This is a genomic window from Vibrio sp. 10N.286.55.E10 (genome assembly GCF_002872555.1).
Taxonomy (GTDB): Bacteria; Pseudomonadota; Gammaproteobacteria; order Enterobacterales; family Vibrionaceae; genus Vibrio; species Vibrio crassostreae.
Genome location: NZ_MCSD01000003.1, coordinates 167,998 through 182,835 on the forward strand (window position 1 = coordinate 167,998; position 14,838 = coordinate 182,835).

Below are 14,838 nucleotides of genomic sequence, written 5' to 3' on the forward strand. Positions count from 1 at the left end.
GAGTGGTGTCTAAATGTCGACTAAGTCGTTAACAGTAAAGAATTAAGTTAACAAATATTTAAGGAACTTGAGTTAAAAGCTTTTATGCCTAGAAGCTTTTAAGTTTTAAGATTAAGCGGTTTCAGCCTCTTTAACTGGAGCTGAGTTACGGATTAGGTGGTCAAATGCACCTAAACTTGCTTTGGCACCTTCACCCATCGCGATGATGATCTGTTTGTAAGGTACGGTTGTTACGTCACCCGCTGCAAATACACCTTTCATTGATGTTGCACCATGAGCGTTAATCTCAATCTCACCGCGTGGTGATAGTTCTACCTTCGTTCCCTTCAACCATTCGCTGTTTGGCATTAGGCCGATTTGAACAAAGATACCCGCGAGTTCAATCTGTTTCAGCTCATCGGTGTTGCGGTCTTTGTATTCCAGACCGGTTACGCGGTTGCCATCACCCAACACTTGTGTCGTTTGAGCCATCTTAATGATTTCGATGTTTGGCGTTGCGTTCGCTTTGTCGATAAGTACTTGGTCAGCGCGTAGCGTGTCTGCAAATTCAAGTACGGTTACGTGTTCCACGATACCTGCTAGGTCAATAGCGGCTTCAATACCTGAGTTACCGCCACCGATAACCGCTGTTTTCTTACCTTTGAACAGTGGGCCGTCACAGTGTGGGCAGTAAGCAACGCCTTTGTTGCGGTACTCTTGCTCGCCTGGAACGTTCATTTCACGCCAACGTGCACCCGTACTTGTGATGACAGTGCGAGCTCGCAGTGTTGCGCCGCTCTCTAGCTCAACGTGGATGTAGCCATCTTCCGTGTCTTCTGCAGCAATGATGTTGGCAGCGCGCTGCTCAGTCATTACTTCAACACCGTACTCTTTTACGTGCTCTTCCAGGCTAGCCACTAGCTTAGGACCCGTTGTCGCTTTCACTGAGATAAAGTTCTCAATCGCCATTGTATCCATTACTTGACCACCGAATCGGTCAGCAACCACACCTGTGCGAATGCCTTTACGTGCCGCATAAATTGCTGCTGAAGAACCTGCAGGGCCGCCGCCTACAACCAATACATCAAAGGGTGCTTGTTGGTTTAGATTAGCCGCTTTCTTTTCCGCTGCACCTGAATCAACCTTGTTCAGGATCTCTGCCAGTGACATACGACCTTGACCAAATAGCTCACCATTAACGAATACACTTGGTACTGCCATGATGTCGCGAGACTTCACTTCGTCTTGGAATGCTGCGCCATCAATCATTGTTGTCTTAACCAGAGGGTTAATCGCCGACATCATGTTGAATGCCTGAACCACTTCCGGACAGTTTTGGCACGATAGTGAGATAAAAATCTCTACATTAAGCTCTTGGTCGAGCTCTTTAATTTGTTCGATTACGTCAGCTTCAAGCTTGATAGGGTGATCACCACTGTGAAGCAGTGCTAGAACCAGTGACGTAAATTCGTGACCCATTGGCAAACCGGCAAAACCGATCGCGGTGCCTTTCTCTTGGTTCACGACCTGCATGATAGGGCGGCGAGTGCTTGCGCTATCATCTCGAGTCACTTCAATTTTATCTGTGAGAGAGGCGATATCATTCGCTAGGTCTTGAAGTTTGTTTGCGGTATCGCTGTCATCAAGGCTCAGCACTAACTGAACATTGGTTTTTAGGTTTTCTAGGTATGCTTTTAGCTGCTGCTTCATTGCTTGATCTAACATAATCGTGCCTGCTCTTAAATTCTGTGTCTTGGTATTGACCAATACCTTCTTGCTGAAAAAGGAAAATAAAAAAGGGGCGCAAGTCGGCAAATATTGTGGTGTTGATGCTTTGAAAGGGTGGCGCGCAACTGCCCTTTAGGAGGGAGGCCGAAGCGCGCCTGTAGAACCGTTTTATTTGTTCTTTTTAGCTATTCTTGTTAGCTAGGCTTAGATTAAATCTTACCTACTAGGTCTAGAGATGGTGCTAGTGTCTCTTCGCCTTCTTTCCATTTTGCTGGGCAAACTTCACCTGGGTTAGCGGCTACGTATTGTGCTGCTTTAACTTTGCGTAGTAGGTCTTCAGCGTCACGGCCGATACCTTCAGCAGTAATTTCCATTGCTTGGATAACGCCTTCTGGGTCGATTAGGAACGTAGCACGGTCTGCTAGGCCTTGACCTTCACGCATAACGTTGAAGTTGTTTGTGATGTTGCCAGTTTGGTCACCTACCATGAAGTATTCGATAGTGCCGATTTTGTCAGAAGTATCGTGCCATGCTTTGTGAGAGAAGTGCGTGTCAGTTGATACTGAGTAAACTTCTACGCCGCGAGATTGAAGCTCTGCGTATTTTTCTTGTAGGTCAACTAGCTCAGTTGGACATACAAACGTGAAGTCTGCTGGGTAGAAGAAGAATACAGCCCACTTGCCTTTAACGTCTTGCTCAGTGATTTCTACGAATTCGCCGTTTTTGAATGCTGTTGCGTTGAATGGTTTGATTTCTGTGTTGATCATGATTTGACTCTCTTTCTAATTTGTAGTGTTTAACGCTATCCCGCGTCGATGTAGATATATTGCATTGCCACCGAAAATTAGTGAAATCGGACATTTCTATAGATTCAATAGGCGAATCCTATCTTTGAAAGGAAAGGACTATCGGTAAAAGCTATCAACAAAAACTATTAACAAAAGCCATCAAACATCAGCACCCCCAATTTGAGTAGCTATGCTTTTTAGGTTGCTCTCTATTTAGGTAAGGGGAAGTACGGTTTCTTTACGCGAGTTGAGTTGAGTTGAGTTGTTATACCAAATTGTAAATAACAAAAAATTATCATTAATATAATTTATGATAATTTCAGTTAATCGTCGCATCTCCATATACTCTCTCCATCGAAACGAAACACCGAAGCTAATCTTCGGAAAGCACAGAATTAAAAACGAATTTGGAGCAAGTTATGAAAATGAATCACGTAGGCATCATGGTAGGCGACATGGACCAAGCAGTAGAGTTTTACACAAAGGCTCTAGGTCTAAGAGTTGTGATGAACAACACTAAAGTGATGGAAGAGCGCGAATCAGCAATCGGCCGTATGTGTATTGCTGTATTTGGCGAAGGCTTCAAAGGCTTCAACATCGCACACCTAGTAACATCTGATGGTATCGGTGTTGAACTGTTCGAAATGGTTGACCGTGAAGAGCGTCATAACGTTGATTTCTCTCGTCTAGGTATCTTCCACTTCTGTCTACAGCTTCCAAAAGAGCAGTTTGATTCAGCTATCAAACGTGTAGAAGAGTTTGGCGGTAAAGTACGTATGGATATTCACCGTTACCACCCAGAAGACGAACTAAAACAAGCACAAATGGTTTACCTAGAAGACCCGTTTGGCAACCTATTCGAATTCTACTCTCACTCATACGAAGATACGTACGCGACAGATTACGAGTAATCGCGTTACTGCCTTGCATAAGGTAGAAAACCGAAACACCCCCAAAGAGGATTGGTAGAGATACCAATCCTTTTTTGTGTTTGGATGATTGGCTGGGTGACTTATCTACATCAAGTATTCAAGAAAGATACAGATTTAAGGTGTTGTTAAATTTGACGTTTCTAAGATAAAACCTTTCATGAATATGACGAAATAAAGCGTTGTTCATGAAAACATTGCGCCATCATACCGAATGGTAGCCTTGGCTGAGCCGTGACTATACTCAGCATTATATTGCTAACCAATAACAACGAAAATAGAGAAAAATGCACAGATTAGCGCCCCCAAATTACATGAAAAAATCACATATTATCTTTACTGCTCTTATTCTTATGATATTAGCTGGATGCACCTCAACGTCGGCTGTCGGCAGTTCCAAAACAAAGGAATATGCCAAGTCACATGCTCTTGCTGGTAAAGCTTCTTGGTATGGCGATAAATTCCATGGAAGGCTCACAGCAAGTGGTGAGACGTATAATATTAATGCGAATACTGCGGCTCATAAAACCTTACCCTTCGGCACTATCGTGAGAGTGACCAATACAGACAATAACAAGTCGGTCGATGTGAAAATTAATGACCGAGGCCCTTACGTAAAAGGCCGAGTTATCGACCTTTCGCACAAGGCATTTGCAAAAATCGGCAATGTTAAGCAGGGCACCTTGCCTGTCAAAATCGAGATTGTTGATGACAGCAATACCTTCAGGTACAAACACTAATTGCCTCTGAGCCTGAACTGGTTAGTGAAACTTAAGGATTGGTAGAGATACCGATCTTTTTTGTTTAGGGCCATTCTTAACTTTGTTTCAAGTAGTAAGGAATAGATGATTAATAAAAGATAATTGCACTAGATAAAGTTACATTCATTTTTATCGCGATGTGATCAATACATCATATGGTTGTATTGAAAATCTATATATTGCTTCACGAGTAAGTGTCAACCTACTTTGAAAACAATAACAATAACAATATTAACCGTTAGGTGTCGATCGAAATGAAAATGAAGAAGCTTATGCTTTGTGGGCTTGCCGTTGGCTTAGTTGGTTGCGGTGGGAGTAGCGGTAGTGACAACAGTGGAGGAGATTCCAATATTTCTTCTATTTCAGGGAAGGTTATTGATGGCTATATTATTGGGGCTACGGTTTATCTCGACCTGAATTTCAATAATGAGTTGGATGCCAATGAACCTAGTGTTGTCACTAAAGAACAGGGCGATTTTAGTTTAGATATACCATCAACTTATCGTGAGTGCGCGCAATACGTTCCTATTGTGGTAGATGTTCCGGAAGGTGCTATCGATACTGATTTTCCTGATACTCCAATTGAAGACGCTTATACGATGGTAATACCTCCTCAATATGCGTTGAGTACAGATGAAGAGCTATACAACTTAACACCATTAACCTCTGTGGTTTGGAATGAAGTAGAAAAAGAGTTACGCGAAAGTACTTCTCAGGAGCTTTCTTGTGAGTCTTTGCTAGAAGAACAAGAGCTGAGAGACGACATAGCTGAACGTCTAACTGAGCAAGAACTTCACGTTGCTCGTCGCTACAACATCACAGTAGATGAATTGTATGGTGATTATATTGAGTCTAGTAATGATGAAGTGCATCAAATTGCTCAAGATATTGTTCCCGGATTACAAAAGTCATACGCAGATACACGGGAACTAATCAATCAATACCCAGAAGCAGACTTTGCTTGGGTCGAATACTTCATGGGCAAATGGGATAGTTCTAATAACAACTATAAGGATGTCTGGTATCGCTACCAATTCGTGCAAATGTCTAACGGTAACTCTGAGTCAGAAACTCATGTAATGTCTGATGATCTCAATAGTAAAGTTCAGCTTCATGATAGGCACTCAATGGAAACAACGGTTCGAGATGGCGTTAATATTGAAAAAACGATATCTATGGATATGGCCAGCAGTGACTACTATTGCTCTGTGAGTGAATGGCTGGAGACTATCTCTCAGGATTCGTCAGGGGTTCGTAACACCGTATATGGCCAAGCTGGAGACTGGAGTGATTGTAGTAGCCTTATTTTAAGTAATACTTTCACGGTTCAGGCTTTAGTTACGAAAGATTATGATGGTTCTGATCTTACTAGTTATTCAGAGCACAGTTATGACGATGGCAACGATAGCGGGTTCAGTCACCTGATTGGCGTCACAGACACTATCACTGCATCAGATTTAACTCCTGTTCGTAATGTGATTGATACCGACTTCTATAGTGAAGAAGGGCATGGTGCGGATTCCTGGTCTCGCGTGAAAAATGAGTTTAGAGAAAATCCGACTCAAGTGATGACTAGCCATAATAGTGATGGGGGCTGGGAACGTCTCACAAATTATAAAGACGGCACTCATAAAACGGAATGTGGTATGTCTGAATCTGATTTGTCAGAGGCTAACTGTTCAAGCTAAACCTATTTAGCATTCGGTTTTCCGTTTGAAGTGCAAGAGCATAACATTCATACATATACTATAAAGGCTGCTTTCGCAGCCTTTTTTGTGCTTTCTTCTAATCAAATTCCGATAAGATTCTCTAATTTTTAGTATTTGGCTTACGTGTTTTTCCTTAATTTAAATCAGTGGCTTAAATTTGATTTCACTGAGTTTCATTAAAATTCATTGTGAAATAATGAAAAGCTGACCTAATCCCAAATCATGTGTAGCTTGGCTAACAATGGGAAAGGGTAGGGGAATTACATTTCGTTACTGATTGAAGTAAATCTGAAACATAGCTGACACGATTCTGAAATTTTTGAGGGCTAGCGTATGGAGTTCTAAAACGAATCCAAATAAGGAAATACCCGTGAAGCTAACACCTGTCGTTGCCGCCGTAATCATGTATTTCAGTTCAGCAAGTTTTGCTTTTAGTTTGCAACAATCTGCCAATGAAAACAGTGAAGATCTCGTATGGACCGGGCATCTTAGCCCAGATAGCGACACTGTTATGTCTGCGATGCTTGCGGCTCATGTCTATGGTGGTACGGCGACAGTGCCTGAGCCTATCAACCCTGAATCGACGTTTATCTTGAACTACTGTAATGCGGAATCACCACGTATAGAGACAGATTACTCTTCATATCGAGTAGGGCTGGTGGACTTCAACCAAGTGACTCAACTAGCGCCAACCATCGATCAATCATCCATTGTTGCTGTGGTTGATCATCACGCTATTGGTGGCTCACCGATTAACACCCCACAAATTGTCGAGATGGATATCCGAGGTTGGGGTTCAGCTGCCACTATTTTGGCTGATAACGCTGAAAAGCTCGATGTGACTTTACCTAAGCACCTTGCTTGTGTCGGCTTAGGCGCGATTCTCTCTGATACTGTGGTATTCCAATCGTCAACCACCACTGAGCATGATCGTGAATATGCAGAGAAGTTGGCGAAGGTTGCAGGCATTTCGGATATCGAAGGTTTCGGCCAACAAATGTTGATTGCTAAATCAGACCTTAGCCACCTTTCTTCTGAAACCATTCTGACTCTGGATTACAAAAACTTTAAATATGGTGGCAAACAGGTGGGCATCGGTGTCGCTGAAACGCTAACCGCTCAACAACTGATTGACCGTAAAGACGAGCTTTTGGCGGCAATGAAGTCTTATAAAGAAGAGAACGGCTTAGATCATCTGTTCTTCTCAATCACAGATACCAAGAACAAAGAAGCGAACCTATTGTGGGTGGACGAAAGCGATTATCAAGTCATCAAGTCGGCTTTCAACGCTGAACCAACCAGCGACATGCTAACTCTGGAAGGCGTCACTTCTCGCAAGCGTCAGATTGGCCCAGCGGTTCAAAAGGCAATTGAGAGTTTGTAAGTAATAAGAGAGTTTGGAGGAGGGATTGGTAGATATACCAGTCCCTTTTTGTTCTGGGGAGAGCTAAAACCACACATTATTATAGTGTGAGCAATCACGTTAATTTGATAATGGGTCCATGTTGTTTATCTTGCCCAAATATCAAACTTGATGTGTATTAAAGATTAAATGTCCATTTGTGTTAATGTTCGGTCATCAACATCTATATGGTATACGGTGAAGTTTTGGCTAGACGTGGTAGTGGTTTAAGAACAGCGATTAGAGTTGTTAAAGCTATAGATAAAGCAAACAAGCGTTCTATACGGGAATCTGAAAAGCGCCGTAAAGCAGCTGAACGTGAAGAATTACGAGTTGAGCGTGAAAGGATACGCCGGTTAAAAGACGTTGAACGAACTGAGAAAAAGAGAGCCTCAGAAGTAAAAAGAGCGTTTAAAGAGTCCTTGGTTGAAGCGAAAGATGAATACAACGATCGCTGTCTTGAACGATCTTCATTAAGAAAACAATTTGTCAAAGAGGTTTTAAAGTAAATGGATAATAATTTACTAATAGTTGTCGTTTCCGCCGCAGTGTTAATTATCTTGACCTATATCCTAACTAAAAATAGTGCCAACAAAAAAGTAGCGGAATATAAGTCAATCGATGAGGCACTTAAGCTCATAAAAAACGAACTACATGTGGTGAAGACTGAATCTGAACAAGCAGCGAGAGAACTAGATTCTATATTCAATGAGACTGAATCGTTGAGGGCTCTTCAGAAAAATGAGAATACAATTGCTGAGAGTTTAGCTCAAAAAACAAAAGAACTTGAAGCTGTGGAACTAGGTATCGAAGATAGTAAATCTTCATTTGAGATGAATACTAAGGCTCTTGATGAACTCATGGGTAAGCTTGACTTATATTCTCGAATTGATGAGTACACTTCATGTGGTCATTTTGAAATGCCACAATATTTGTACGAGACGTCAGTTCGCTTTGCTGAAGAAATTAAGGAAGTTAGGCAATCACAAAAAGAGATGATCAAAGATAAAACTGCGATTATTTATCCAAGCTACACGGTTATCTCTAATGATACTGCTTACAATAGAAAAATCCTAGATGCACAAGTTAAGTTAATGCTGACAGCGTTTAATTCAGAATGTGACTTCTTAATAGGAAAAGTGTCGCCAAGTAGCTTTGCTCGAACATTAGAACGCATAGAGAAGCTAGCTAATAATATTGAAAAACTTTGTGCTACTTTTGAATGCGGCTTTAATTTGGATTATATCGAATTAAAATTTGAGGAGTGCAAGCTCCAATATCAATACATGCTCAAGAAAGAAGAAGAGCAAGTTGAACAGAAATTAATTAAAGAGCAGATTCGTGAAGAACAGCGAGCTATAAAGGAGTTCCAAAAAGCAATTGCTGATGCTGAAAAAGAAGAAAAGATGTATCGCAAGATGCTTGAAAAGGCACGTGAAGAATTAAATGATGCTTCAGATGAAGAGAAAGAGCTTATGGAGCGTCGAATAGCAGAGCTGCAAACTCGACTCGAAGAAGCTGAATCTAAAGAACAACGAGCTAAGAGCATGGCTGAACAAACTAGAAAAGGGCATGTTTACGTGATTAGTAACATCGGCTCATTTGGTGAAGATGTCTATAAAATTGGTTTAACGAGAAGACTTGAGCCAATGGATCGCGTTAAAGAACTAGGGGATGCAAGTGTACCATTCTCTTTTGATGTCCACGCTATGATTTATGCCGATGATGCTCCTGCTTTAGAGGCGGCTTTACATAGAGAGTTTCATACTCAACGTGTAAACGCGGTTAATACCCGCAAAGAGTTTTTCCAAGTTGATTTGGAATCTATACAAGAAGCTGTAGAAAAAATTGCTGGCTTTGAAGCTGAGTTTAAAATGACGGCTACCGCAGAAGACTATTATGAAAGCTTAAGACTCCAAGATGCAGCGTAAACATAATCGAGCTAAGATATCTTAGCTCGATTTTTTGACTTAGAGTATTTCGGTTTACCCAAAAAAATGGAACGTCTGAGCGTTCCATTTTTCGTATCTGATTACCTTAAACTTGCTCGCTAGGGTGTCCCCACATTCGCTCACTTGCGTAAGGGTCAGAGATGCTTGAAGTCGATTCACCCACGCCGTCTAATGCGCCTAAAGGTAGATCAATTTTCTTGTTCTGCTCTTAACCAAAACTCGGACAGATCTTCAAACAGATCATCATTATTCAAAATACTCAGATGGTTTTCGTTGTAACCACGAATTTGGTCCGCATTCAATTGGGCAGGTCGTGATAACTGGCTTGATAAATTGATCACACCATCGTTGCTTTTGGTATTGAACAGCTCACCTGAGTTATAGCCAAACGCGAGAAAATGTGGGGTGTGGTTTTCATCGTGTTCAGAAAATAAGTCAGCGATAAATTGGCCGTCGGGGTTTAGATCTACCCAAGCTGGCATCACGACAGGGGAGTACTCTATGCCTTGCTTCGCTGAAGCAACACCGCCGAAAGGGGAAGAGATAGTGGTGATGCTGCTAACAAAATCACACAGCTGACCGATACGGCACTGACGAAGACTGTTGGTGGCCACCAACCCGCCCATACTATGTGCCACAACATGTAATTGTTGAATTTTGTATTCCGTTAACACCGTGTGCATGAGGTTATTCAGGCCTTTGGAGTTCAATGCCAGAGACAAGCCTGAAGGATAGTTAAAGACCCAGATCTGATATTTAGATTGGTCGACTTTTTCAATCAGTGGGGCAAAATCTAACGCAGTGGCGTTGATGCCATGCACAAACAAGATCGGGATTTTATTTGGGTCATATTCAGATAGAAAATAGAGTCCGGCTTTGTCTTCAAGTAAGAATGTGAGTGGCTGCCACATACCGAGTTTTGCATTGCCTGTCTCAAAAGGGGGATCCGATAGATCCACCACGGTGCCTATGTCGACGAGGTCTAACTCAATTTTCAGTAGTGAGGATAATGAGCGATCAACAAAGGCGCTTGGGACTTCATTTTCATTAACTTCTAGGGATACTTCTATTGTGGATTTGTCTTGATGGTTACGAAGGTTAATGACACTGAATGCTTCGTCTGCTTGTAGGGTTAAGTCTTGATTTTTATCTTTAAAGACAAGTAGGTAATGGATGTTGTTCGATAGCTGTAAGTCGATACGGTCACTAGCGATTATTCCGTCGTAACCATCCACTTCGCTTTTATTGATGTCTTTGATTTGCTCAATCACCACGGCCGAACCTGAGGCGGGTTGGCTCAAAATGAGTTGGTATTGGTTGGTAATGGAGTCGATCGCATCTATCTCATGGGATAGGTTTCTAAAGTTACTGCAACCTGATAGCACTGAACTGAGTAACAGGGCTGAACTGAAAAATAGTGCAGTAAGTAATAGCTTCATTCAATTTCATCCTTAAATCGACTCGTTCCATCATTGAATCAATAGTCTGTGTTTAATAGTAGCAATAAAACAACGCTTAACAAAAAGGCAAGCAAGCGACTAAAAAGGTCGCTTGCTTGCCTTGGAGGTTTAGTTACACAGTGAGTAATTTGAGCACTAAAGCGTGTTTTTATACACTTTGCCGTCTTTCATGATCAGTTTCTGTGTATCGGTGTTAGCAACACATGCCACGCCTTCCAGTGGGTTACCGTCGATGATCAATAGGTCGGCATATGCCCCTTCAACGATTTGGCCTAGTTTGCCTTCTTGGTAAGGGTGTTGGTAAGTCGACATTTCGAACAAGCGTCCACAATTTGATGTCGCCATACGAAGTGCAGTGATGGTATCGAACACTTGTTCAATCGCACCGAGTTCATTCAGCTGAGTGGCATGCACATTGGTTTCGCCGACACAATCGGTACCAAAGGCGATGTTTCGAATGTCGTATTTCTTAATCAACTCTGCTGACTTGAACATGGCTTTACCCACGCGCTCTGTCTTGCGGTATGTCTCTTCGTTTGGCAGAGGGATCTTACGCTCTGCAATCAATGAAGAAGTAAAGTAAGACGGGATCACCCAAATACCTTTCTCTTTGATGATCTCGGCGATCTCGTCATCCATGATGGTAGCGTGTTCGAAAGACATGACGCCCGCTTCAGCTGCTCTGCGCATCGCATCGGAAGTATGGATGTGCGCGGCAACATAAGTACCGTAATCTGAAGCGGCTTGTACAGCGGCTTCCATTTCGTCAGAAGTAAATTGCAATGTGTCTAGTGGGTCGAAGGTCGATGATGCACCACCACCGGCCATGATCTTGATTTGCGACGCGCCCATAAACAGTTGTTCACGTACTGCTTTCAATACTTCTGAACGACCATCGGCCACTCGCATCGCGCCTAGCTTCATCATTGGCGAGTCTTCGTGTCCATTCGCTAAACGTTCTTGAGCTTGGTTTTGGCGGTAATCTGAGTGACCGCTGGTTTGTGAAATTGCCGCCATTGAAGGAAGAATACGTGGACCAGTCGCGTAGCCGTTATCGATACTTTTCTTAAGGCCAAGCGTGTTACCCGCTACATCACGAATGGTGGTAAAGCCGCGCATCAGCATCTCTTCTGAAATCTTCGCCGAGCGAATCGCCACTTCTTCACGTGTCATGGTATCAATCACATTGAAAGGTGCAGATAGCGTGATATGAACGTGCGCATCAATCAAACCTGGCATTACCGTGCCACCCTGAGCATCGATAATTTCATCCGCTAACGTTGTATCAACCTCGCCAATTTGTGTAATCAAGTTGTCTTCAATAAGAATTGATACGTTCTTGATTAGGTTGTTATCAACACCGTTAAATACGTTCGCGTTAGTGATTAGCTTTTTCATAGTCTGCACCTTTTGGAAATGAGAGTGTGTCGCTGATGGAGTTATCTTATGGCGGGCAGTATTTGAAAAATGGCCATTTGGTGACAAGCAATGATGAGAGTTATCTTTTGGTGCATTTCTATATTTTTGAAAATTGCTTTATAGAGGGAAGCGAATTATTGGTGTGAGAAATGATGAATCGATAAAAACTAATAATTTCGAATGGAATGGTTGTGGTGTCATCAAATGGTAAGTTTTGCTTCGATTCGAACGCTAAGATGTATTTCAAATCGAGGTTACTTATCCAATTAGAGAGAAACAGAATGACTAAATCAGACAAAGTTTACGGATTCAATACACCACAACGTCTATTCGTTGGTTACACGTTAGCTGTGCTGGTGGACTTAGTGGTTCTTAACTTCTTTGATGAGTACTGGGACTTTGTAAACATTGAATCTTTCACTATCTCTTTGATTGCGGCGTTGTTGTTGCAGTTGTTGTTGAAGCTCTCTATTGGTTTAGAGCACAAGATTGCTGAGCACTTCAAAAGCAAGCCGGGCACCGCACCTAAGGTTTACCGAGCAATCACCACTTGAATCATTTTAGTGGGTTCAAAATTCGTGATGCTAGAAGCGATTAACTTGTTGTTCGGTGAGAAGGTGAGCTTTACTGGTCCTTGGAATGGTGTGGTTGCGTTCTTTGCTGTGGTATTTACGATTCTGATTGCCGAAGTGATTGTATCGAAGATCTACTTTGCTCTTGATGATAAGCAAGACGCAAACTTGAATGAAAAGACAGCGTAAGCGAAAGTTGAATAGAAATCGGGAGTTTGAAACGAACTCTCAACTGAGAAGGGTTAGCAGTTTTGCTAGCCCTTTTTGGTTTCTGTTTACCTGCATTCCATTTATCGATTTCTTACTTATTTAATAATCCACGCAGTTTTAAGTGTGGCAGTTCAAGGCTTTCTCTATTGACTATATGAAGAGTATAGCTCTGCCGAAACTATCTTCAGAATAGCAAAATACGCTGCTTACCCATGATTCTTTTTGTGTTCAAGTCGCACACCAATTTGTACAGTCAGAGTGGTGTGAATCAATACTAATTATTTCTATCTTGTTGAATATTAGAGTGTACTTTAGGTGTTGAGATTTCTTTACTGAAAATAAAATATGCATTTTGTGTCATATTGTTTATTAGCGCATATGTTTGTGGAGGGAACACTACAAATCGATATAGGAAATCTAATGAAAGTAATCTTATCTAACCTTGGGTTAGCGACAACATGTCTATTTTCTTCGTTCGTAAATGCGCAACCACAGCTCCTAGTTCAGCCACAGCTTTCGATTCAACCACACCTACCTGTTATTGCTGATGAAGTGATGTATCAACTGTCACATCAAACGTTGACTGAAACATCGGGCGATCGATACACGCAGCAAATTGAACACGCGAGCGCGTCATTCATTAAGCTTCATTTCAATTCGCTTGTTATACCCAAAGGTAGCCTGTTGCGCTTGAGTTCGAGCACCAGTGATGAGGGTGTTGAATATCATGAGAGTCAGACAGATTGGTTTGCTCAGTCTATTTCAGGTGACACCATGTTGATTGAGGCGATGCCAAACGCAAACGGCCAATACCCTGAATTCGAGATAGACTACTACATGGCGGGTAAGAGTGCAGATGAGGAGGCATTGGCAACACTATCGACATGTGGCGTTAACGAGCGCAGAGATGTTGCCTGTTGGGAAGAGTCTCATCCAGGTAAGGTGGCTTGGACAACACCCGTTGCAAGGCTATTAATCAATGGACGTAGTTTGTGTACCGCTTGGCGAGTTGGGCCAAATAACCATATGTTCACCAATAACCACTGTGTCGCATCAGAATCAGAACTGAGAAATACAGAGGTATGGTTTAACTATCAGCGCCGTACTTGTGACGGCTCTATGGCCACCACGGTTAAAGTCATGGGAAGTAAGATACTCAGCACCAATTATGATTTGGATTACACACTTTTCACCGTTGATGATTTTTCAAAAATTGAGTCGTTTGGTTATCTAGGCTTGGATGCTCAAGAGCCAATCTTTGGCGATGGTATCTACATTCCTCAACACGGGGCGGGTAAGCCGAAAGAGCTCGCTATTGAGAGTGATCAAAATGGTTCAGGATTGTGTCAGATCGATGTGGCTTCAGCGAATGGGCGAGGATTAAATACGGATACTGGCTATTTCTGTGACACGATTGGAGGCTCGTCTGGGTCACCTGTTCTGCGAACCGATAACAACAAAGCCATTGCTTTGCATCATTTCGGAGGCTGCGAAAACCAAGGCGTAAAAATCAGTAAAATTTGGCCATTAGTGGCTTCGTATTTCAATGACGAGCTACCTAACGGCTCAGTTGGTGAGCCTAAGAATGAGATCCCAGAAGTGACTTTAGGAAGCCTAATAACCGATCTCGCCGCGACGTCCGGCCAACAAAAACTGTTTGTGCTCAAAGCCGCAAACCGTACCAGTGATGTAACTGCAACTATCAAGCAAGGAGTGGGTGACGCCGATCTCTATATTCGTTCTGGCGCGCAACCAACGAAAAGTACTTACGATTGCCGACCTTATCGCTCAGGCAACTTTGAAAGCTGCGAGGTGCCTATGGCGGATGAGGACCTCTATATCATGATTAACGCGTTCCGAAGTTTTTCCGGATTATCCCTGTTGTTGTCAGAGTCCCAATAATAAACGAGAAGTCAGTTTACGACATTC

The 14,838-nt window shown here is 42.4% G+C and carries 11 protein-coding genes and 2 pseudogenes; 8 read left to right on the forward strand and 5 right to left on the reverse strand.

Features of this window, described 5'->3' with window-relative positions; all coding sequences use genetic code 11:
• Positions 1-111: 111 nt before the first annotated feature.
• Both ahpF and ahpC read right to left on the reverse strand, forming a co-directional pair.
• The gene (gene ahpF / locus BCV39_RS02615) at positions 112-1,704 is read right to left on the reverse strand and encodes an alkyl hydroperoxide reductase subunit F (protein ID WP_102432866.1); all 1,593 of its coding nucleotides are present in this window, start codon (positions 1,702-1,704) and stop codon (positions 112-114) included.
• 212 nt (positions 1,705-1,916) lie between these two features.
• The gene (gene ahpC / locus BCV39_RS02620) at positions 1,917-2,474 is read right to left on the reverse strand and encodes an alkyl hydroperoxide reductase subunit C (protein WP_017629768.1); all 558 of its coding nucleotides are present in this window, start codon (positions 2,472-2,474) and stop codon (positions 1,917-1,919) included.
• Between the two features lie 440 nt (positions 2,475-2,914).
• Here ahpC and BCV39_RS02625 point away from each other — a divergent pair, with 440 nt between their 5' ends.
• The 6 genes from BCV39_RS02625 to BCV39_RS02650 all read left to right on the forward strand — a co-directional run bounded on the left by BCV39_RS02625 (position 2,915) and on the right by BCV39_RS02650 (position 9,227).
• Positions 2,915-3,406 carry a VOC family protein gene (locus BCV39_RS02625; protein WP_102300459.1) on the forward strand — a complete coding sequence of 164 codons (492 nt, stop codon included), beginning with the start codon at positions 2,915-2,917 and terminating at the stop codon, positions 3,404-3,406.
• A gap of 305 nt (positions 3,407-3,711) precedes the next feature.
• A complete protein-coding gene (locus tag BCV39_RS02630; protein ID WP_102432865.1) occupies positions 3,712-4,164 on the forward strand; it encodes a septal ring lytic transglycosylase RlpA family protein in 453 nt (150 codons plus the stop codon).
• A 275-nt stretch (positions 4,165-4,439) separates the two neighbouring features.
• Entirely contained in the window at positions 4,440-5,873 is a 1,434-nt protein-coding gene (locus tag BCV39_RS02635) for a hypothetical protein (protein ID WP_048658240.1), read from the forward strand.
• A gap of 391 nt (positions 5,874-6,264) precedes the next feature.
• On the forward strand, positions 6,265-7,278 hold the full coding sequence (locus BCV39_RS02640) for a manganese-dependent inorganic pyrophosphatase (RefSeq protein WP_102432864.1): 1,014 nt from the start codon (positions 6,265-6,267) through the stop codon (positions 7,276-7,278).
• Positions 7,279-7,484: 206 nt separating this feature from the next.
• Positions 7,485-7,805, forward strand: a complete 321-nt coding sequence (locus BCV39_RS02645) for a hypothetical protein (RefSeq protein WP_241910221.1) — start codon at positions 7,485-7,487, stop codon at positions 7,803-7,805.
• Complete coding sequence (locus BCV39_RS02650; protein ID WP_102432863.1) at positions 7,806-9,227, forward strand: DUF4041 domain-containing protein; 1,422 nt, start codon at positions 7,806-7,808, stop codon at positions 9,225-9,227.
• A gap of 106 nt (positions 9,228-9,333) precedes the next feature.
• On the opposite strand, the pseudogene BCV39_RS23480 reads toward BCV39_RS02650, so the two are convergent.
• The 3 genes and pseudogenes from BCV39_RS23480 to BCV39_RS02665 form a co-directional block, all read right to left on the reverse strand.
• Positions 9,334-9,426: pseudogene (locus BCV39_RS23480) on the reverse strand (GNAT family N-acetyltransferase); the annotation flags it as partial.
• 10 nt (positions 9,427-9,436) lie between these two features.
• Positions 9,437-10,687: an alpha/beta fold hydrolase gene (locus BCV39_RS02660; protein ID WP_102432862.1), complete on the reverse strand. Its 1,251-nt coding sequence runs from the start codon at positions 10,685-10,687 to the stop codon at positions 9,437-9,439.
• A gap of 156 nt (positions 10,688-10,843) precedes the next feature.
• The gene (locus tag BCV39_RS02665) at positions 10,844-12,106 is read right to left on the reverse strand and encodes an amidohydrolase family protein (protein WP_102432861.1); all 1,263 of its coding nucleotides are present in this window, start codon (positions 12,104-12,106) and stop codon (positions 10,844-10,846) included.
• Positions 12,107-12,408: 302 nt separating this feature from the next.
• Between BCV39_RS02665 and BCV39_RS02670 the strand changes: the two are divergent.
• A pseudogene (locus tag BCV39_RS02670) lies at positions 12,409-12,888 on the forward strand (hypothetical protein).
• Between the two features lie 441 nt (positions 12,889-13,329).
• Positions 13,330-14,811, forward strand: coding sequence for a serine protease (locus BCV39_RS02675; RefSeq protein ID WP_102432860.1), 1,482 nt, complete (start codon positions 13,330-13,332; stop codon positions 14,809-14,811).
• The last annotated feature ends 27 nt before the right edge of the window (positions 14,812-14,838 follow it).